17 protein-coding genes, 1 pseudogene and 1 riboswitch are annotated in these 19,767 nt (G+C 37.9%); all 18 genes and pseudogenes read right to left on the reverse strand.

From position 1 onward, the window contains the following. A pseudogene (locus HMPREF0072_RS12125) lies at positions 1-308 on the reverse strand (energy-coupling factor transporter transmembrane protein EcfT); the annotation flags it as partial. Then, on the reverse strand, positions 305-2,014 hold the full coding sequence (locus HMPREF0072_RS01770) for an ABC transporter ATP-binding protein (protein WP_004827036.1): 1,710 nt from the start codon (positions 2,012-2,014) through the stop codon (positions 305-307). The pseudogene HMPREF0072_RS12125 and the gene HMPREF0072_RS01770, both read right to left, overlap by 4 nt. A gap of 5 nt (positions 2,015-2,019) precedes the next feature. After that, complete coding sequence (locus HMPREF0072_RS01775; protein ID WP_004827038.1) at positions 2,020-2,571, reverse strand: ECF-type riboflavin transporter substrate-binding protein; 552 nt, start codon at positions 2,569-2,571, stop codon at positions 2,020-2,022. Then, positions 2,571-3,407: an SAM hydrolase/SAM-dependent halogenase family protein gene (locus HMPREF0072_RS01780; RefSeq protein WP_004827040.1), complete on the reverse strand. Its 837-nt coding sequence runs from the start codon at positions 3,405-3,407 to the stop codon at positions 2,571-2,573. Before HMPREF0072_RS01780 ends, HMPREF0072_RS01775 begins: the two co-directional genes overlap by 1 nt. An 88-nt stretch (positions 3,408-3,495) precedes the next feature. After that, positions 3,496-3,609, reverse strand: a riboswitch (SAM riboswitch). A gap of 263 nt (positions 3,610-3,872) precedes the next feature. Then, positions 3,873-5,060 carry an amidohydrolase gene (locus tag HMPREF0072_RS01790; protein ID WP_248601157.1) on the reverse strand — a complete coding sequence of 396 codons (1,188 nt, stop codon included), beginning with the start codon at positions 5,058-5,060 and terminating at the stop codon, positions 3,873-3,875. Between the two features lie 143 nt (positions 5,061-5,203). Next, complete coding sequence (locus tag HMPREF0072_RS01795) at positions 5,204-7,354, reverse strand: ABC transporter substrate-binding protein (protein WP_004827045.1); 2,151 nt, start codon at positions 7,352-7,354, stop codon at positions 5,204-5,206. A 596-nt stretch (positions 7,355-7,950) separates the two neighbouring features. After that, positions 7,951-10,395 (reverse strand): ATP-dependent Clp protease ATP-binding subunit, encoded by a 2,445-nt coding sequence (locus HMPREF0072_RS01800; RefSeq protein WP_004827048.1) that lies wholly within the window; start codon positions 10,393-10,395, stop codon positions 7,951-7,953. Further along, complete coding sequence (locus HMPREF0072_RS01805; RefSeq protein ID WP_004827049.1) at positions 10,385-11,362, reverse strand: ATP--guanido phosphotransferase; 978 nt, start codon at positions 11,360-11,362, stop codon at positions 10,385-10,387. The genes HMPREF0072_RS01800 and HMPREF0072_RS01805 overlap by 11 nt, the downstream gene beginning before the upstream one ends. Then, a complete protein-coding gene (locus tag HMPREF0072_RS01810; RefSeq protein WP_004827054.1) occupies positions 11,359-11,943 on the reverse strand; it encodes a UvrB/UvrC motif-containing protein in 585 nt (194 codons plus the stop codon). Before HMPREF0072_RS01810 ends, HMPREF0072_RS01805 begins: the two co-directional genes overlap by 4 nt. Position 11,944: 1 nt before the next feature. After that, entirely contained in the window at positions 11,945-12,406 is a 462-nt protein-coding gene (locus tag HMPREF0072_RS01815) for a CtsR family transcriptional regulator (protein ID WP_004827056.1), read from the reverse strand. A gap of 258 nt (positions 12,407-12,664) precedes the next feature. After that, entirely contained in the window at positions 12,665-13,366 is a 702-nt protein-coding gene (locus HMPREF0072_RS01820) for a zinc metallopeptidase (protein ID WP_004827057.1), read from the reverse strand. Between the two features lie 556 nt (positions 13,367-13,922). Then, positions 13,923-14,561: a hypothetical protein gene (locus HMPREF0072_RS01825; RefSeq protein WP_004827059.1), complete on the reverse strand. Its 639-nt coding sequence runs from the start codon at positions 14,559-14,561 to the stop codon at positions 13,923-13,925. Between the two features lie 56 nt (positions 14,562-14,617). Then, positions 14,618-15,049 carry a GNAT family N-acetyltransferase gene (locus HMPREF0072_RS01830; RefSeq protein WP_039930953.1) on the reverse strand — a complete coding sequence of 144 codons (432 nt, stop codon included), beginning with the start codon at positions 15,047-15,049 and terminating at the stop codon, positions 14,618-14,620. Positions 15,050-15,068: 19 nt separating this feature from the next. Continuing rightward, positions 15,069-15,950: a radical SAM protein gene (locus HMPREF0072_RS01835; protein WP_004827061.1), complete on the reverse strand. Its 882-nt coding sequence runs from the start codon at positions 15,948-15,950 to the stop codon at positions 15,069-15,071. A 92-nt stretch (positions 15,951-16,042) separates the two neighbouring features. Continuing rightward, a complete protein-coding gene (locus HMPREF0072_RS01840) occupies positions 16,043-16,390 on the reverse strand; it encodes a hypothetical protein (protein WP_004827062.1) in 348 nt (115 codons plus the stop codon). Positions 16,391-16,545: 155 nt separating this feature from the next. After that, positions 16,546-17,472, reverse strand: coding sequence for a carbamate kinase (arcC, locus tag HMPREF0072_RS01845; protein ID WP_004827063.1), 927 nt, complete (start codon positions 17,470-17,472; stop codon positions 16,546-16,548). 21 nt (positions 17,473-17,493) lie between these two features. After that, positions 17,494-18,588, reverse strand: a complete 1,095-nt coding sequence (locus HMPREF0072_RS01850) for a putative NPN-dependent ornithine cyclodeaminase (RefSeq protein WP_004827064.1) — start codon at positions 18,586-18,588, stop codon at positions 17,494-17,496. Next, entirely contained in the window at positions 18,588-19,763 is a 1,176-nt protein-coding gene (locus HMPREF0072_RS01855) for a putative NPN-dependent ornithine cyclodeaminase (protein WP_004827066.1), read from the reverse strand. The genes HMPREF0072_RS01850 and HMPREF0072_RS01855 overlap by 1 nt, the downstream gene beginning before the upstream one ends. Positions 19,764-19,767: the final 4 nt, after the last annotated feature.

Consider the following 19,767-nt stretch of genomic DNA (forward strand, 5'->3'; position numbering starts at 1 on the left):
CCAGTGCCTAAAATAAGTGTCCTTGACCCATAGAGTCCCACTCCATAGGCTGGCTCAAAAATATAAATTGCAAGGATATTGATTAGGGAAAAGACTGCGACAATTTTTATCAAAAATGCCACATCTTCCCAATGAATTTCTGCAATTTTCATTGCCAATAGCGATAGGCCCATAACGAGGATTAGAAATCTTGTATCATAGCTAGTCATGACTATTACAGAAAGGAGGATAAAAGCAAGTAGTTTTGTTGTGCCAGAAAGTCCGTGAATAAATGTATCGTTCTTGATATATCCGAGGGTCTTATTCATCTCTTGCTCCTTTCATAACCAATAAAGGTTTCTATAAAGTCAAGGGCATCCATACTTTTAAGCCTCTGACCAAGTTTAAAAAGCGATGTCTCGGCAAGATTTGCCCTGTCAATTAATTCACTTTGACTAAAAAGCTCAGCTGGAGTAGTATCAGCTAGGATTTTCTTATCACCGATTACAAGCGCCCTATCTGTATATTCCTCAATTAGGTGCATATCATGGCTAATCATTAGGATGGTTAGGTCATATTCTTTGTTGATTTTCCTTATAAATTCCATCATTTTTGTATAGTGGTGGAAGTCTTGACCGGCTGTCGGCTCATCCATAATAATCACTTCTGGGTCCAAAACTAAAATCGAAGCTATAGTGACCCTTCGTCTTTGCCCGTAAGAAAGAGCGGAAATCGGCCACTTCCTAAAGGAATATAGGCCACAAATCTCAAGAGCATCGTGAACTTTCTTCTCGATTACATCTTCGGCTACTCCCCTCACCCTCAAACCAAAAGCGACTTCATCAAAAATCATAGTCTTTGAAATCATAGCGTTTGGATTTTGGAGGATGAAGCCAACCTTATCGGCAATTTCTTTTATAGATAGGTCTTTCGAATCCTTCCCTGCAAGGATTATTTTCCCAGAATCTGGTCTTAAGAACCCACACATAAGCTTGGCGAGTGTTGATTTTCCTGCTCCATTTGGACCTAGAATCGAAATTATTTCCCCCTTATCAATCTCTAGGGAAAGATTTTCCAAAATATTTTCCTTTTCATAGGAGAAGGTCAGATTCTCTATTTTAATCACTTCTTCGTTAGTTTTTTTGATTTCTTTGCCAACCTGCCCCTTAGCCCATCCTTCTATCTTGGCTAGGTCACTTGGGGATATTTCAACTTCATCAAAGTCTCCAAGCTTTTCGTAGCCAGAAATATCTATGCCAGCGTATTTCATAGCATCGATATAAAGAGGTCTTCTAATACCGATTTTCTCCAAAATATCTGACTTTAAAAGGTCAGTCGGACTCATATCCGCAAGAATTTTCCCACCATCAACAGCAATTATCCTATCGGGATCAAGTAAAAGGGCCTCTTCAAGCCTATGTTCAATTACAATAACTGTATAACCAAGCTTATCAGCGAGCCTTTTTAATAACTCCATAGTCTTTCTGCCAGACTTTGGATCAAGATTTGCCAGAGGTTCATCAAGTAATAAAATCGGCACATCTGAAACCAAGACCCCGGCTATGGAGACCGATTGCTTTTGTCCTCCCGAAAGCTCTCCAGGTTTCATTTCTAAAAGCTTAGAAAGATTCAATTCTTTCGCCCACTTCTCAACGATTTTTTTCATCTCTTCCTGGTCTACATTGTCATTTTCTAGAGAGAAGGCAATGTCTTCGGCAACAGTAAGGCCTACGAATTGACCGTCTGTATCTTGAAGAACTGTGCCTACCGATAGGGATAGGTCAAAAATAGACGAATCAAGTAAATCTTTTCCATCAATTAGACAAGAGCCTGTTATATCCCCAGGAAAGGTGTTTGGAATCTGTCCATTTAGGCTTTTGGCAAGGGTGGACTTGCCAGAGCCAGATGGGCCCACAATTATTATTTTCTCGCCCTTTTTCACTTTTAAATCTATGTCAAAAAGCGAAGGTTCGACCTGGGACTTGTATTTAAAATTGTACTTGTCAAAAACTACCAGGTCCTGTCTATTTCCCATATATCCTAATCTCTTTTTAGTGAATTATCTGCTGTTCTTGTCTTAGCATAAGCTGCGATTAAAATTGTACCTAAGATACCAACTGCTACTGAATTTAAGCCTGCTGATACAAAACCTTGGGCAAAAACCTTGTTAGCTGGTTCTGAATAGATTAAAATATCTAAAATTGGTGCAATGATTCCCCAGCAAAGAACATTTACAATTATTTGGCCAACATTGAATTTAACCATATCTTTTTTTGTAAAAGTGCCTTGAGAAATGTCAAGTTTAGAACCGACTAGGCCATAACCAAAGCCTGTGATGCCTGATGTTACAACCCATGACCACCATAGACCATAAGTTAGAAGGTCCTTAATAGCATGGCCAATAAGACCGATTAGACCGCCTGCTACTGGTCCAAAAAGAACTGACATCAAAGCCAAGAATGGATAGGTTGTTTCAACTGATGTGTTTGGTATAAAGCCAACTGGTATAGATAAATACCTACCTAGGATAAAAAATACAGCAGCGCCAATACCGATAGCTACAATTGTAGTAATAGAATTATTCTTTTTCATTATTGCTCCTTTTTAATAAAAATACTCCAATCTGCCCCTGTACCGATTTGGTAGGTAGCAGAAAATGACGCTTGGTTAATTGCGATACCAAGATTGATTAACGAATTGATATAGGCTACGGTTTCACCCAAACCTACATCTGCAAAGGAATGGCCAAAGGTCATCTGATTTTCATATTTTTTGATGCCCTTATAGTAGATAATGACCTTAATCATATCCCCTTGTTTGATACCAGCTTCGTTTAGCATATCGAGGCTGATATTTGTCCATAAAGATCCAAACCTAATATCTAATATGTCAACAGTGCCTTCTATGACTCCATCAGTGATTTTTGCATCTTTTATGGTTTCATAGCAAAGCTCATCTAGACTAAGCTCATCTAGAAAATCATAATAAGAAATATCACCGGCAAGTTTTGCCCCGTTGTAGGCATAGACATCTCTACCATGGAAGGTGTGAGAATTTTCGGAAAAAGGAAGTCTATCCTTTATCTCGTCTATAATCCTTGCAGACTCAAGGCCTATATATTTTGCCACATGAGAAATGGTGCCATTATCTGGTGTGACTATATAGTGACCTGACTTGGTTTTTACCACTATAGAATGGCGACTAGAGCCAACCCCTGGGTCAACTACTGATACAAAAACTGTGCCCTCTGGCCAATACTTGATAGTTTGTAAAAGCCTATAAGACGCTTCAAAAATATTGTAGGGCATAATTTCATGAGTCAAGTCATCTATGGTTAAGTCTGGATTTACCATAAAACTTACTCCGTGCATAGCGGAAACTGCTCCGTCTCCTAAACCGAAATCTGATTGAAAAACTAATGTGTTCATATAAATTCCTTTCAAATTATTACTAGGATATTATATCAACATAATTCTATCAGTCAATTTCCATAAATAAATTTTAGGCACGAAAAAACACCCATCGCCCTGATGGATGTGAAAAAACTCCATCAGCCAAGCTTTAGCACCTTACAAAAAGTAGGTTGCTGAAGGATCACAGAGCTTGTCTCTCCCCTTCTCTTTATGGTAGTTTTATTATACTGTTTTTTATGGAATTTGCTATTTTTAATTAAATAAAGTCTTATCTTATATTTATAGGATTCCTCGTTAACTCCTTCGGAGTTTTTGTCGGAATGACAAGATAAATAAATATTATATAAAAGGAAAAAGACAGGAGTTAGTCTGACCTCCTGTCTTTTTTGTCTTCCCATTGGGAATACTATCTTTCTAGTCGTTTCTATTATACATCCAAACGGATAAAATCAACCTATACTAGGTTTAGCCAATCATATTTCATTCTTCCCCTAAATACTTCACAACAACAGCCGCCATTGACTTGGCGCAGATTTTCATAGCATCTTCTCTGATATCAAATTTTGGGTGGTGGTGTGGATATGGGGCGTCTTCCTTCTTTGCTCCTACATAGAAAAAGCAAGATGGCCTTTCTTTTGCATAGTAGGAAAAGTCTTCAGATGGTGGTTGAGGACCACAGTCTATTATATCGGTTACTTCCCCAATTTTGGCTTCTTTAACAGCGTCCACAACCAGCTGGGTCATCTCAGGGTCGTTGTATAAAACTGGATAATCATCAGTGTATTCTATTTCAACTCCTACCTTAAAAGTTTCCCCAATTCCCTTAGCTATGGTCTTGATTTCTTCTTCGATAGTTTTCTTAGTCTCATCTGCCATGGCCCTAACGTCACCTTCAACAGTTACAGAATCCTTGATAATATTAAAGGTACCCTTGCCGTCAAAAGAACCAATGGTTACAACTCCAACCTCGTATGGAGAAAGTCTACGGCTTACGACAGTTTGAACAGCTGTCACAAAATGACTTGCGGCAACAATTGAGTCGTTTGATAAGTGAGGCATAGATCCATGGCCACCCTTGCCTTGGAATTTTATCTTAAACATGGCCCTGCCCGTCTGGGTGTTGCCCTTGTGGTATTGGATAGTGCCATAATCCATGGCACTCATGACGTGGATACCAAAAACATTATCAACCCCCTCGAGGACTCCTGCCTCAATCATCCCCTTGGCACCTCCAGGTGGGACTTCTTCTGCATGTTGGTGGATTATCACAATTTTACCAGCAAGCTTATCTTTTTTCTCACGGAGAATATCTGCAAGCACCATGAGATAGGCTGTATGGGCATCGTGGCCACAAGCGTGCATGACACCCTCGTTTTTGGAAGCAAAGGAAAGCCCTGTTTCTTCCTTGATAGGAAGGGCATCAAAGTCAGCCCTAAGTCCAATAGTCTTGCCAGGCCTACCTGTATCAATTACCACCCTAAGTCCATTGCCACCCATGTGACTCGTTATCTTAACATCCTTATCCTTATAAAAATCCTCAACAAAATCAGCAGTCTCCACTTCCTTGAAAGAAAGCTCAGCATTTTGGTGAATATGCCTACGACAAGCAACCATCTCATCAAAATGATTGTCTATTTCACTAAATATTTCTTCTAATAATTCATTCACTAAACTCACCTCTGATATAATTTTACCCAAAAATTTAAGAGGAAATAAAAATTAAATGAATTTTATCGCTCGGGACATAGAAAAAAAGGCGATGGCAGAATAGCCTTGACTATTCTTAATCATCACCTTATATTAATTCAATTCTATTTTTCAAGTGTCATTGCGTTTATTTGGTCGCAGGCTTGCCATACTGGCGTAATTACATCAAAGCCTTTAATCCTGTTTGAATATCCTGTGTGGAATACATTTGAATATAGTGGGATTTCTGGTAGGTAGTCATTATACCATTTTTGGAATTCTTCCCATTTATCTAGGTAGCCTTCTTTATCAGAAGGATCTGTTTTTCTTAAGTTTGCTGTAACTTCATCAGCCTTTGGATCTTTTACCTTGCTTCTGTTGAATGGTCCTTGAGATGAATAGTAGAACCATGGGTCAAATGGAGTTGAAAAGTCTGAAGCCATTGAAAAAGCAGTATATTGTGCGTCTTCTTTTGGGAAACTTAAATAATCCATTAGGGTTGAGAAGGAACCGGCTGTGACATTATATTCCATACCTGCTTGTTTAGCATTTGGAGGGAGTTGGTTTGATATTAGGCTTGTGATTGGAGATTGTTCTGCTCCATATTGGTTGACAACAAGCTTATTTCCCTTATCATCATACCTATAATAGTCAAAGACTTCTTGGTTTTTGTTAAATTCATCAAGAGCCTTCGCCTTATCCCATGGTGTTTTGCCATCTTTTTCAAACTTATAAGGAGTCTTGTCTAATAAGTCATTTGCCTTATCAATATTAAAAACCCAGTTTGTAAGTTTTTCTTGTAGGTCTGCCCCTCTTTCCTTATACATCCATTGGCTTTGGCCGTACATACCATTTGTCACAACACCATAACCACCTAGAAAGGCTTGGACAAATTCATTTCTATCCATTAGGCTTGCTATAGCTTGTCTTACTTCCTTGTACTTGGTAGCTCCCCTGTCTGTTAAAAAGATTATATTTCCATAACCATTTCTTTCATAAGAAGATAATTGGATTTTTCCTGCTTCTTCAGCTTTTTTGAGTTGGTCAATTTTTGCGCCGTCAGTTTCTCCTTCCCAAATATCGATGTCTCCATTTTCTAGAAGGTCTGGTCCTATATTTCTATTTACCAATTGGATGATTATGTGAGGAATGCTTGCTTTTTGGCCCTTGAAATTACCTTGGTAATTCTCGTTAAGGTCAAGAACCACCATGTTATTTTCAAATTTGTTAAACTTATATGGTCCACAAGTCACAGCAGGATTAAACCTATAATCACTAGTTTCTTTTATCATTGCTTCTTCAATTAGAAGTCTTGTTGGATCCACATCACCATTTTTGCGAGCTTCTAAATCTTTTGCTTTTTTGTCTAATTCTTCCTTAGCTTTTTTGTAATCTTCGCTTCCCTTATCCTCTCCTTCGTTGTCCTTTTCAAAGTTTTCTTTTAGGAGGGCAATTTGGTTATCTATAGATTTTTTGTAATTTTCCTTATCTTTGTCTGTCACCTGATAACCATCTTTTACAACAAGTTTCTTGCCGTCTTTTGCTAGCCCTAGATTTTCTCCAATATAATGAAGTGGAGTAGGACCTGCATTTGATAAGGCTTGAACTTCAAAGTATGGCAATTGAGATGCATCGACTGTAAGAGAGAAAGTATAATCATCAATCTTATCAAGACCTTCAAACGAATCTGTATCCCCCTTCTTAAAGGCCTCGTAACCCTTTAAAGAATCTGCACCTACATTTAAAGATCCTGTAAGCGTATTAAAATCCTTATCAGATTCTAGAAGGATTCCAAAAAGATAATCATCAGCTGTAATAGGCTTACCATCTGACCATTTCAAATCTTTTTTGATGGTAAATTTAGTAGTTCTAGACCCATCTTTATTCATAATAACTTCTGGATCTTTATCAAGGGCTGCAGTGTTTGCTTGAAACTTACCAAACTCATCAATTACATAGCAAGAATAGCCGTTGTTTCCTTCAATACCCATAAACCTTCTAGCATTTACATCGTTGGCGTCATTATTGTAACCTTGGATGAAGTCTCCATTAATAGTGCTTACACCCAAAACGATGGTGTCATCAGCTGTTTGCTTTTGAAAATCATCAAGATTGTCTCCTTGATCACCTTTAGAAGAACTAGCTTCTTTGTTTTCTTCCTGTCCGCTTGTTTGGCTTCCCTTATTTCCTGTAGAATCTGTATTAGATCCACAAGCCGAAAGACTCAGAACTAAAGCCAAAGCCATTAGGGATGAGTAAATTTTTTTGTTTTTCATACTAACCTTCCTTTTCTATATGTATATTTTTAAAAATATTTTAAACTCTACCCCCATTATTCATCCCGGTCAAAGATTTTTGTATATATATTAATTTCCTTTTTTCAGTTTTGTAGATTTCTAAGTGTGGTAATATCAAGCTAAAGGACTTTGTACCCCAAAGTTTTTCATTTCCTAAAGTGTTTTTATTCATAAATTATTCGCAAATTATTCGCATTAACATAATGGCAAAAAAGCCAAACCCAAGAAAATCCAGACACCTTTTCCCATTTATTAGAGGATTTAAAATCCCTAGCTACCGTTTAAAAAATTGATTGTCTGAGCGTAGCGAGTTATCAATTTTTAGGTAGCTAGGGATTTTAAATCATTTAGGAAATAATCAATCTTAAACAAAGGGCTAAACCATATCTAAAAAAGCTTGCCGAAAGGCAAGCTTCATTATCCGCACTCCGCTTAAGGAGCCGCTCGGGGGGTGTAGCCGAGAGGGGTCTAAGGGGAGGCGAGTGAGGGACCCTGCGGAAGGTCCCTTGGGCCTCCCCTTAATACGGAGCAGTCATGTAAATGACTAAGATTTTTTTAATATTTAATTAAATGAATTATTTAACATTAACCTCTTGCCTAGCTTCTTTAGAAGCTTTCCTACCCTTAGTAATGTTTCTAAAACATAATTTATCGTTTTGAACGTAAAGCCTAATAGTCATTTCCTTATCAAGCTTATTATCCAAAATATCTTCGGCTAGCCTATCGTCTATCATCTTTGTGATGTGGCGTTCTAGTGGCCTTGCCCCGTATTCGGAGTTGAAACCTTCCTTTGCAAGTAAGTTTACTACCCTTTCATCAAAGGCGATTTCTATGCCGATTTCATTAAGTCTATCCCTAGTTTTTTCAAGCATAAGACCGGTTATTTCCTTGATATCAGCTTCGCTTAGGGAATTAAACATAATTGTTTCATCAAGTCTGTTTAAAAATTCTGGTGCAAAGGAATCTTTTATGGCCTTGGTAATTATTTCTTTGTTGCGTTCGTTGTCAGCCTCTTGCTTATCTTCTGCTAGATCAAAACCAATTGATGTGGCCTTGGCTAGACTTGATACGCCAACATTTGAAGTCATGATTATAATTGTATTTTTAAAATCAATAGTCCTGCCCTGGCCATCTGTGAGCCTACCGTCATCTAAGATTTGAAGAAGGAGGTTGAAGACGTCTGGATGGGCCTTTTCGATTTCATCAAAGAGAATTACAGAATATGGATTTGTTCTTACTGCTTCAGTAAGTTGACCACCTTCCTCATAGCCTACATAGCCTGGAGGAGAGCCTACCATACGGCTTACGGCAAATTTTTCCATATATTCACTCATGTCCATCCTAATCAACCTATCTTCTGAACCAAATAGGGATTTTGCCAAACTTTTGGCAAGGTAGGTCTTGCCTACACCTGTAGGTCCTACAAAAATGAAGGACCCGATTGGTTTTTTAGGATCTTTAAGGCCAACCCTCGCTCTTTTGATAGCGTGGGCAACAGACTTAATCGCTTCGTTTTGGCCTATAACAGTGCCAGCTAAAATCTTATCAAGCTTAGCATACTTGGCCTTTTCATCTTCGGTAAGTCTTTCAACTGGGACTTTGGACCAAGATGCTACAATATTTGCTATATCGTCATAAGTTATAGCTAGCTTATAGCCTTCGCTTTCTTCTTCCTTTTCTTCTTCAAGGTCAAATTTCTTTTGGTTTATGATGTCACGAAGTTTTGCTGCCTTTTCAAAGTCTTGGTCAAGGACTGCCTGGTCTTTTTCCGCCTTCAATTTTTCCAAGATGTCCTCGTGGGTATCTATATCCTCTTGCTCATCATCAAAGGCCAAAATCCTTAGCTTTGATGATGCTTCATCAATAAGGTCTATTGCCTTATCTGGCAAGTACCTATCAGTGATATACCTATCAGATAGGTCCACAGCTGCATTTATGGCTTCTTCTGTTATTCTTACCTTATGGTGGTCTTCGTACATGGACTTGAGGCCTTCAATTATTTTTTTAGAATCCTCAAGACTTGGTTCATCGACCATCACTTCCTGCATACGACGGGCAAGAGCAGAGTCCTTTTCTACGTGTTTTCTGTATTCATCAATGGTTGTAGCGCCAATTATCTGTATGTCTCCCTTGGCTAGGATTGGCTTTAGGATATTGGCCGCATCCATAGAACCTTCGGCGGCACCAGCTCCTAAAACCATGTGGAACTCATCTATAAACAAAATCAAATCATCACGATTAGAGGCTTCTTCAAATAACTTCTTAAGTCTGTCTTCAAAATCTCCCCTATACTTGGTGCCGGCTATCATTGATGCCAGATCAAGGCTCAAAATTGTTTTGCCCTTCATAATGGCAGGAAGGTTGCCTTTTACAATCTCGCTTGCAAGTCCTTCTGCAATGGCAGTTTTACCAACGCCTGGTTCACCAATTAGGATTGGATTATTTTTTGTCCTTCTCATTAGGATTTGGATTATCCTTTTGATCTCATCTTCCCTGCCAATTACTGGGTCAATTTTTCCCGCTTCGGCTAAGTCATTGAGGTTTGTGCAATAATTTGTGATATTTTCGCTAAATTTAGAATTTGCGACTCCCTCTGACTTTTCTTGCCTCACCATAGATAGGAGTTGTTTTTTAATATTTTCTTTTTCCACTCCTGAGAGCAAGAACATTATATTTGTGAAGGAATCTTCGTCGTTTATGATAGCTAGAAGGACATCTTCTTCGCTAGTTGCAAGGGCACGCCTGTTGTTGGCATAAAACCTCGCAGTTTCCAAAATTTTCCTTACTTTTTTGCTATATTCTGTAGCAGGTCTCACTGCTGTGCCCCTGCCAATGTTGTTTATGACAATGGACCTCAAAAGCTCATAATTTGCTCCTGCCGCCTCCAGGGCCTTTGTCGCTTTTGACCCTGTTTTCATGAGGGCAAGAAGCAAGTGTTCGGTGCCTATATAGTCATGGTTTAGACTATAGGACTCACGCCTAGCCTGTTGGGTCAATTTATTTAATCTATTATTCTCCATGGCTTTCCCCCATTTCTTTCATCAAAAATTCATACCTTCCGGCATCGAAATTTTCCTTATACTTGTGTGAAGAAAGATTTTTAATCAAATCGTTAATTTCTTCTTCACTAAACTTTGTCTTAAAGCCTAGAATCTGGTATTTTTTTAGCCTGTAAAGAGCCTTCATCATCTTATCTAGACTCTTAACCATCCCTGTTTCTAAGCTTTTTTCTATCAAATCTATCTCTTCTTCAATTTCCCTATCATCAATATTGTTTATAATCCTATAATCTCTCCTAAATCTCTTTTCGTTTTTTACTAGGGTTTCTAGATTTTTTTCTACCTTTTTAAGGTAGGCTTCAGGATTTTGCCTATAGTTACCGTAATTTTTTAACAAATAAAGGTCATCTGCATAAGACTTAAGACCTTTTGGCACAAATTTCTGTGGGTAAAGGCCCGCATAAACCATCGCCTGCTCAAAGCCAGCATAGGTTTTTGGATTATCAATTAAACCAAATAAAAATAACTTCATCCAAACTTCTAGGCCACCTCCTACATTTCTTGCCCCACTTGTGAGATATCCATATTCACTAGAAAAGGCAAAATCCAAGTGGTCATCAAGGATTTTTTCAATTTCGGTTGCCTTTTTATAAGCACCTATCAGATTCAAACCGAAATTTGAAATATTGATGGATAGGTGGTCTCTATCGTTAATTACAAGAGTGGTGTCACCCTCAAAAATAATGCCGACCTGGGCAAGTTTACCTGGAGCATCAGGACTTAAAACCATTTCGGAAATTAATTTATCAATAGTTCCATCATCCAAATCAGAAAGTAAAACCAGCCTGTCTCCAAAAATATCCCTTGCCATATCCATCACAACCAAACTCTCATCATAGGTCATAGTTGTCGGAAAATCATAACCCTTTATGTTTCGTCTTAAAGATAGGTTTGTAGAGATTAAAACATCTTTTGCATAATCTATCAATTTTTCACCTGCATATTTAATTTATCAATTTTTTCCTTAAGGTCTGCTGCCAACTCATAATCCTCTGTTTCTACAGATTCGTTGAGTCTTTGAGATAGGTTTTTTATCTCGTCAGCCACTTCCTTAAATTCTCTTTCTGCCCTTGGGTAAGCACCCTTGTACTCACTAAGGTTGTTGTAGGTCTTTAAAACCTTATCTGTCAGATTCTTATCGAGCTTATAGCAATAGGCACATCCAAAAACTCCATTTCTTATATTTGACCTTAAATTGCCACAGTAGGGGCAAGATTTTTCGTCAACATTTAAGATATAAGATAGGTCCTTGTTAGCTTGATTATATTTATATTCATAAAATCCATCAATAACTTCCTCAAGGCTAGGAATAAACTTTTGCAAAAGTCCCTCCAAGTCCTTAGGATTAATAGAAATATTTTGTGAACTAATTTTCCCTAGGTCTGAGCCCTCAGGTATATCTGCATATTTCTTCATACAATCCGAACAAAGATTTATATTATGACTGTTGCCATTAAAAATAACCTTCAGGCTTACGCTGGCTTCCTTGCCGCATTTATCACATTTCATACTAACTCCTTGCCAAAATACTCAACAAAAGGCTCTTAACAATCGATGACCTTACGGTGTTTCTCCCCTTGGCTTCTATATCTGCAAGGGTCTTATCACTTGCTGCATACCTTGCCATCAGGTATTCGTTTTTGTTAAAATATTGCCTCTCGTATAAGTCTCTAAAGAGATTATTTGCCCTTGATTCACTCATTTCTTTAGCCAAATTCCTAAGTAAATAGGAAATATAGTCATCTTCTTCAACAATGGTTATTATTTTTATAAACCCATTGCCACCACGTTTGCTCTCAATCAAGTAGCCGTTGTGAGGGGTAAACCTGGTTGAAAGAACGTAATTAATTTGGCTTGGCGAACAATCAAACTGACTCGCCAACTCATTTCTACCGATTTCTAAGGCTCCATCAACGCTATCTTCGAGCATGAGCTTTAGAAATCTTTCTATTTGATTAGTTAAACCTGCCATAATCTCCTGTCTTTCTCTATTTTTAGGTCAAAGCTTACTGACTATCTCTGACCATTGCCTTTAAAATAAAAGAAGCCTCGCTTCCTAAATAAACTATACTGGTTTAGTCGGAATTTACAATACCAATTTGTTTTATAAAAAAGTGCCCTAGAAAATTTCCGGGCACTTGGCTTATAATTTGCATTGATTCAAATTTTTCTAGCTTGTTCTAAATATTACGAGTATAACTACTTGTTTTAAACTTAGATTTAATAAATCCTAGTCACGCCTACTCCTATTGCCAAATAAGAGAAAGAGTCTTAACAATTGAAGGGCTGTGGCAAGGGTAGCTGCCACATAGGTAAGGGCTGCTGAACCAAGCATATCCTTAGCTCCCGGGATTTCACTTTCATCTAGGATATGAGTCTTTTCAAGGGCAAGGATAGCTCTTCTTGACGCATCAAATTCCACAGGTAAAGTTACGATTTGAAATAAAAGTGTGAGTGAAAATAGGGCAAGACCTATGGTTACTAGCTTAGGTTGGGATAAAAATACCCCTACCAAAAGAATTGGAAAAGATAATCTTGATCCAAAATTAACTGCTGGCACAATAAAAGATTTAACCCTAAGAGGGATATAGCCTTCCTTAAATTGGATAACGTGGCCAATCTCATGGAGAGCCACAGCCAAAGAAGCAATTGAGCTATCCTCAAAAGAAGTAGCAGAAAGGGCGACTTCCTTGGTCATAGGATTAAAATAATCTGACAAGGACCCACCTACCCTCTTGATAGAAATATCCCTGTAATTGTTGTAATCAAGCACCATCTGGGCAGCCTCAGCCCCAGTCAACCCACGTTTAGACCTGATTTTTCTGTATTTATTAAATTTTGCATTTATATTAGCCTGGGCAAACATTGAAATCACAAGGCCTATCAAGACTAAAAAATAAGTTCTATCAAAATAAAATCCGTATGGATACATAATCTTCCTCGTTTCTATTTTCAAAAAATTGGTATTAAATCTATTATATTCAGGTTTTCTCAAAAGTCAAAGAAGGTCAGTTTTTCACTAGTGAGTCTATTATTCCAGGAATATTTTCTTTCAGCTTTAGTTTTAAATTTATTTTTATCTTATATTATTTCTTAGTCATTTACATGACCACTCCGTAAAAAGGGGACCCCAGGGGAACGTTCCGCACGTTCCCCCATCGGGTCCCCTTAAACCCCTTCCGTTACCCCCTCCGAGCGGCCCCTCTCGGGGGACAATGTGTTTACCTTCGGCAAACTGTTGGTAATAAGAATACCTTGTTTTAGTTAGTTTATATCCTTACTGATTTCTAATCATCAGGTTGCTAAAAATCGCAAACTCGCTTACGCTCAAACATGCGATTTTTTAACGCAACCCTTGATTAGAAATCTTTACCCGATAAAGGAGAGAATTAGTCTCGGGGTTCCAGAATTTGCCTGGCTAATTTGGCTTTGCCAGGCTTTGCTTATATTAGTTTTCTTCTTTGGTTTTTATTTTTCCAATTTTTTATCTATTTATATTTGATATAGGTATCAAAAGTAGGGTCGAATTTTTCTAGAAATTTATTCTTAAGCTTTGTGGCCAAAGGGTCTGTGTTGTCGGCTTCGAAGAAAATTTCTTTGTATTTTCCAAATAAATAAATTAACAAGTCATTTATAAAGTCATCTGCAAGTTTTTCCTCAAAACCTGCTAGGTAGGCGATTTCTTCGTTTTCTTGAAAGGCCGCCAGTATCATTTCTCCATTTTTTTCATAATAGAAAGCTTGATCTGGGAGGATTTCTTTGAATTTTTCATATTCTACAGTCAGAGGGCTTACTTGTTCGTGGGTTTTTTTGTAGTATCTAAAAACCAAGTTGCTTGCCTTTTCATAAGCCATTTCTCCCTTGTTTGTTAGCTTTGTTTCAAATCTTTTTGGCCCTAGGGGATTTTTCAAATCTTCTCTGCTTACTTCTACCTCGTAACATTTTCTTTTAAGGATAAAACCAGCCTTTTTCAAAAGCTCAATTAAGTCTATCTGATTAGAATCAACTCCTATTTGAAGAGGCTTCTCCTTGGCCAAAGCCATAAAATCATCCAAACTCACCTTTTTTATATCATTTATTTTTATATATGTATGCTTGTTGTGAAATTCATTTGTAAAAATTTCCATAATTAACCTCTCATACTCATAATTTTCAAAATGAAATGTAGATATGCACCCCCAAATTATTTTATTTCCAACACCATCTTCACATGTTCAATCCCATCGAGCAAAAAGATCTCAGAGTCTTCCACAAAGCCAGCCTTGGCATATAAATTTTTGGCGTAGGTTTGAGCTTCGATTTTGATTTCCTTGGTATTATAACACTTTTTCGCTGCCTCTATTGCCTCTTTTAAGATCAAACTGCCGAGGCCTTGTCTTCTTTTTTTTGCAATTACCCTGCCTAGATGGATATCGCCAGCTTCCTCATAAAGTCTAGCGTAGGCTAATATTTGACCACCATCCTTAAAGTAAATGTGAATGGCATCAAGGTCTTTGCCGTCTATTTCCTGATATGGGCAAGCTTGTTCTACAACAAAGACATCTACCCTGAGCCTTAGGATTTCGTAAAGATCAAAGGTAGTTAGTTCTCCAAATTTTTTTACAAAAATTTTCATATTAAAATCTCCTCGATTTTTATATGGCCCTACCCTGGTTTTTGCCATCCAAAATATAATCAGGCAAACTTTTAAGGGCATCTTTCAATTTCTCTATCATTTTTTCCTTATTTCTCATGTGGCTTGTGACTTTTACCAAGTTTACGATATGACCAGAGGAATAGAGAACGTCACCAGGGACTTCCAAATTTTCCAAAAGAGTAATTTGCTCTTCAAGATTTTCCCTGTTGGTGGTCTCTGTAAACTCGCTCCTTTCTCGCATTTTGTATAACTTAGACCCGTGCTGGACATCTGTCGACATTATAAAAATCCCCTTGGCAGGATAATAATTTAAAAATTCTGCAGTGGCAAGGGCGTTTTCATAAGATTTACCAGCTCCTTTTATACCCTGCATGACAATGGCAAAGTAATCCATGCCGGCGGCCTTCATCTTATCAAGTCCTTCGTAATAGTCGCCAAGGTCTGCACCCTTATTAATCCAAAAAAGGACCTCCGGGTCCCCTGTCTCAACTCCAAACCAGAGCTCATTGTAGCCCGCTTTTTTTAAGAGCTTCATATCTTCAACCGACTTGTTTTTTAGGTTATAAAAACTAGCGTAGGACGTAATAGTTTTGACTTCTGGCAAGTATTTATGAATTAAATTTGACATTTCTAAAAGCCTTTTTGTAGGTAGGACAAAAGGGTCTCCATTTAGCAAGTAAATCCTCTCAATAGGCATTGGATAAGTCTTGCTTATCTCGATAATGTCGCTTTCTATATGGCGAAGGGGTGAGATGCCAAATCTTGTGTTATGATACATCGTACAAAAAGCACAAGCATTGTGCGAACACCCATAAGTCACCTCAAGTAAGGGAGTGTAGGCTTCGAGAGGAGGCCTATAAACTTCTCCAGTATAATGCATAAAGTCTCCTTTCCTTTTATCTACTATACCTGATAATACTTTTTTACATTATCAAAAAACACACATAAAAATGACCCAAAGGCCGGGTCATTTTATAAATTTATAAGTCCAAAAGTCAAAAACATGAGATATTCTTTAATGAAATCCATGAACGTCTTATCAAATCCAATTCCAATTACTATATAAAATACGTGCACTGCAGCAAATATCACCACGAAGAGCAAAATGAGGTTGTCGTATTTTTTTCTTAAGAAAATCCCAATAATAATCAGCCACAAGGACAGGCTTAGGGGCAAGAGGACTGGGTTTAAAAAAGTATTTTCAAAATCATATCCAAGACCAAAGTCTTCCCCAAGAAAGATAAACAAAACAGTATAAGCGATTACAAGTAGGCTTGCTAGACAATATAGGTTTCGTTTTTTGTCATAATTCTTATCCATATCAGATCCTTTTATTACAAAATTTAATCAGGTTTTCTTATATCTATTATATCACATTTATAACTAAAGTATGTTTTTACATAAAAAGAAGTGGGCATTGTGCCCACCATCTTTTTCAGAAGTCTATTGATTTTTAAATTTTAAGCAATGCTTTCCTAACCAATATAAGTTCCTGTTTCGCCTTTTAGGCCGTCTAGAGCTTTTTCTAGAGATGTTATCAAAGCTTTTGCGCCTTCTTTTGATTTTACAAAGGATAGGGCTGCTTCTATTTTTGGCTTCATTGATCCTTCTGCAAATTCACCGTCTGCTAGGTATTTTTCAGCTTCTTCTACTGATAGGTGACCTAGCCATTCTTGGTTTTCTTCACCAAAGTGGATGGCTACTTTTTCTACTGCTGTGAGGATTACAAGTATGTCTGCTCCTACTAGTTCAGCAACTTTTGCAGATGTGAAGTCTTTGTCGATTACTGCGTCAACACCGATTAGTTTGCCATCTTCTTTGATTACAGGAATTCCACCACCACCTGCTGCTACTACGATCATTCCATCGTTGTAGAGTTTTTCAACTGCTTTTTTCTCAATTATATCGATTGGTTTTGGGCTTGGTACTACTCTTCTGTAGCCCCTGCCTGCGTCTTCTTTGAAGGTGAAGCCTTTAGCTTCTTGTTTTTCTGCTTCTTCTTTAGAATAGAATGATCCAATTGGTTTGGTTGGATTTTGGAATGCTTTGTCTTCTTTGTCTACCAATACTTGGGTTACAAGTGATACTACAGTTTGGTCCATTTCTCTTTTTGCTAGTTCGTTTTCGATAGCGTTTTGAAGATGGTAGCCGATATAGCCTTGGCTCATGGCACCACATTCAGCAAATGGCATTTCAGCTGTTTTTGCTTCTGATTTGCTAGCTGTGTCCATGGCAAGGTTGATCATGCCTACTTGTGGGCCATTGCCGTGAGATATTATTACTTGGTTGCCTTCTGCTACTAAGTCTACGATTGACTTAGCTGTTACTGCTACTGCTTTTTTTTGCTCTTCTGGGCTGTTTCCTAGTGCGTTTCCGCCTAGGGCGAGTACGATTTTTTTCATTGTTTCTCCTTAAGTTTGATTTTAGTTGTTTAAGGCTCTGTCAACGTTTCTGATAAAGTCTTGTACGTTTGTTACCATTGAAACAGCTGTTACTGTTCCCCTGTCTGATAGTTTGTTTACTGCGAATTCTTGGATGTCTATTGTATACATGTAAACTGGTCTTACTACGCCGTCAAATACGTTGTAGGATGGGGTCATATTTCCTGTTGCGATTGTATATAGGATTGCGCCCATCATGATGATTGTAGATGTCTTTCTGGCATGTTTTCTCATTTCGTTTTGAGCATCATATACGTTGTTGATTGTTTCAGGGAGTCCTAGTCTGTCACGGATGGTGCCTGCTATTACTACTGGAACATTCATTTCTACACAGGCTTTCATGAAGCCGTCTTTAACTTTTCCACTTTCTACAAGAGCCTTGGTTGAGCCGTATTTTCTGGCCATATTTATGGTTTTGTAGAGATTTTTTGTTGAGTTTTGTTCTTTTTCAAATTTTTCTTGGCCCCAAGTTGTGCCGAAGATTCCTTTTTCAAGGTCAAAGGCTGCAGTTTCTGTACCACAGAAGATTGCATTTACATAACCATTTCTCACCAATCTTTCAAGCGCTGCTCTTGAGTCTCTGTCTAGGGCAAGAGCTGCTCCTACTATTAGGGTTACATAACCTTTATGAGCTTTTTCATATTTTAGAACTTCATAGAGGTTATCATAGTCGATTGAGAAGGCTGTTTCTCTTGATCTACCAGCTCTAAATGCAAATGTATCTTGGTGAGCATCTCCTTCTAGGAAGCCTTGGGTCCATACATAGATACCTTCTGAAGCATCTTCTGTACGTCCGATTACTACCTTGTCACCTTTTTTAAGGTTTCTAAATTCAACTATATTTACGCTTTCCTCACCTGGAGTGTCGTTTGCTACGCAAACTGTATCCATTCTTGATTGTGCAGCTAGTACCCATTTGCCGTTTATTTTGAAGTATTCTGGATAAACTGAAAGAGCGTGGTAGTTTCTTGGGCTTAGGCCATCTACCTTTACTTCTTCTAGGGTTACATTTGGTGCATTTTTTAGAAAATCTTTTTCAAAATCTGGATGATGGTATTTTGGCATTTCAAATTTCATTATTGTATCTCTCCTTCATTTCTATCAGCTTTTTTATCTGCTTCTACATATTCCATTTCAGGAATTTCCATCTCTCTAGCAAAAGCCTTGTTTGCTGGGCTTATTAGAGCTTTTTCACAGTTTACTACGAAATCTTGTACGTTTGTTACCATTGGCACGTATGCAAGATTTTCCCTAGCTGCTCCTACCTTGTGTACTACGTTTTCTGTTACGTCTACACAGTAGAGGTATACTGGTGAAATTTTTCCGTCTTTTCTAATCCTATAGCTAGATGCCATGTTGGCTACTGATAGGGAGTGGAGCATGGTTGCTATACAAATAATTACTGTTGCCTTATCAAGTTCTTTCTTTGTTTCTGTAAGTGCTCTATCTTCATCGCCTATTACTTCTGGAAGTGGACCGTCATCTCTGATTGATCCTGATAGAACAAATGGTACGTCCATGTCTGATAGGGTTTTGATAATGCCATCTTTTACATTTCCACTTGCGATAAATTCTTTTATAGAACCTGTTGTTCTTACTTCGTTTAGGAGGTCAAGGTGGTTATAGTGGCCCATTGGTTGGTTTTCTTGGGTGTAGATATTTTGGCCAAGAGCTGTATTTAGAAATCCACCTTCAAGGTCGTGGGTTGCCATAGCGTTTCCGCCTAATAGACAGTTGATATAGCCATTTTCTGCTAATTGGTTTAGAGCTTTTCTTGTATCGTAGTCAAATACTACTGAAGGACCTAGTACCCATACTATATAACCATCTTCTGAATCTCTTTCGTGTTGTAAAAGCTCGAATAGATTATCATAGTCTTCAGAGAATGATGTTTCTACAGCCTTGCCTGGTCTAGAATATACATCTTCTGGGAAGGCGTTGTTATAAACAAAGATACCGTCTTCGATTTTGCCGTCTTCGCTTACTACAACTTGTTCACCTTTTTTAAGGTCTCTTATTTCTTCTACTACGATTTTGCCGTCTTTTAGGACTGCTACGCAGTTTAATGATGTATGTTCAGGTAGGATCCACTTTCCATCAACCTTGTAGAAGGTAGGCATATGACGGGTAAGGTAGAAATCATCAGGTGCAACACCGTCTTTTTCTACTTCTTGTAGGCTAATATTTTGTGCTTTCTTGAACTTTTCTTCTGAAAAGTCTGGTGTAACAAATTCTGGTACTTTAAATTCCATTTTT

It is taken from the genome of Anaerococcus lactolyticus ATCC 51172, assembly GCF_000156575.1.
GTDB classification, from domain to species: Bacteria; Bacillota; Clostridia; order Tissierellales; family Peptoniphilaceae; genus Anaerococcus; species Anaerococcus lactolyticus.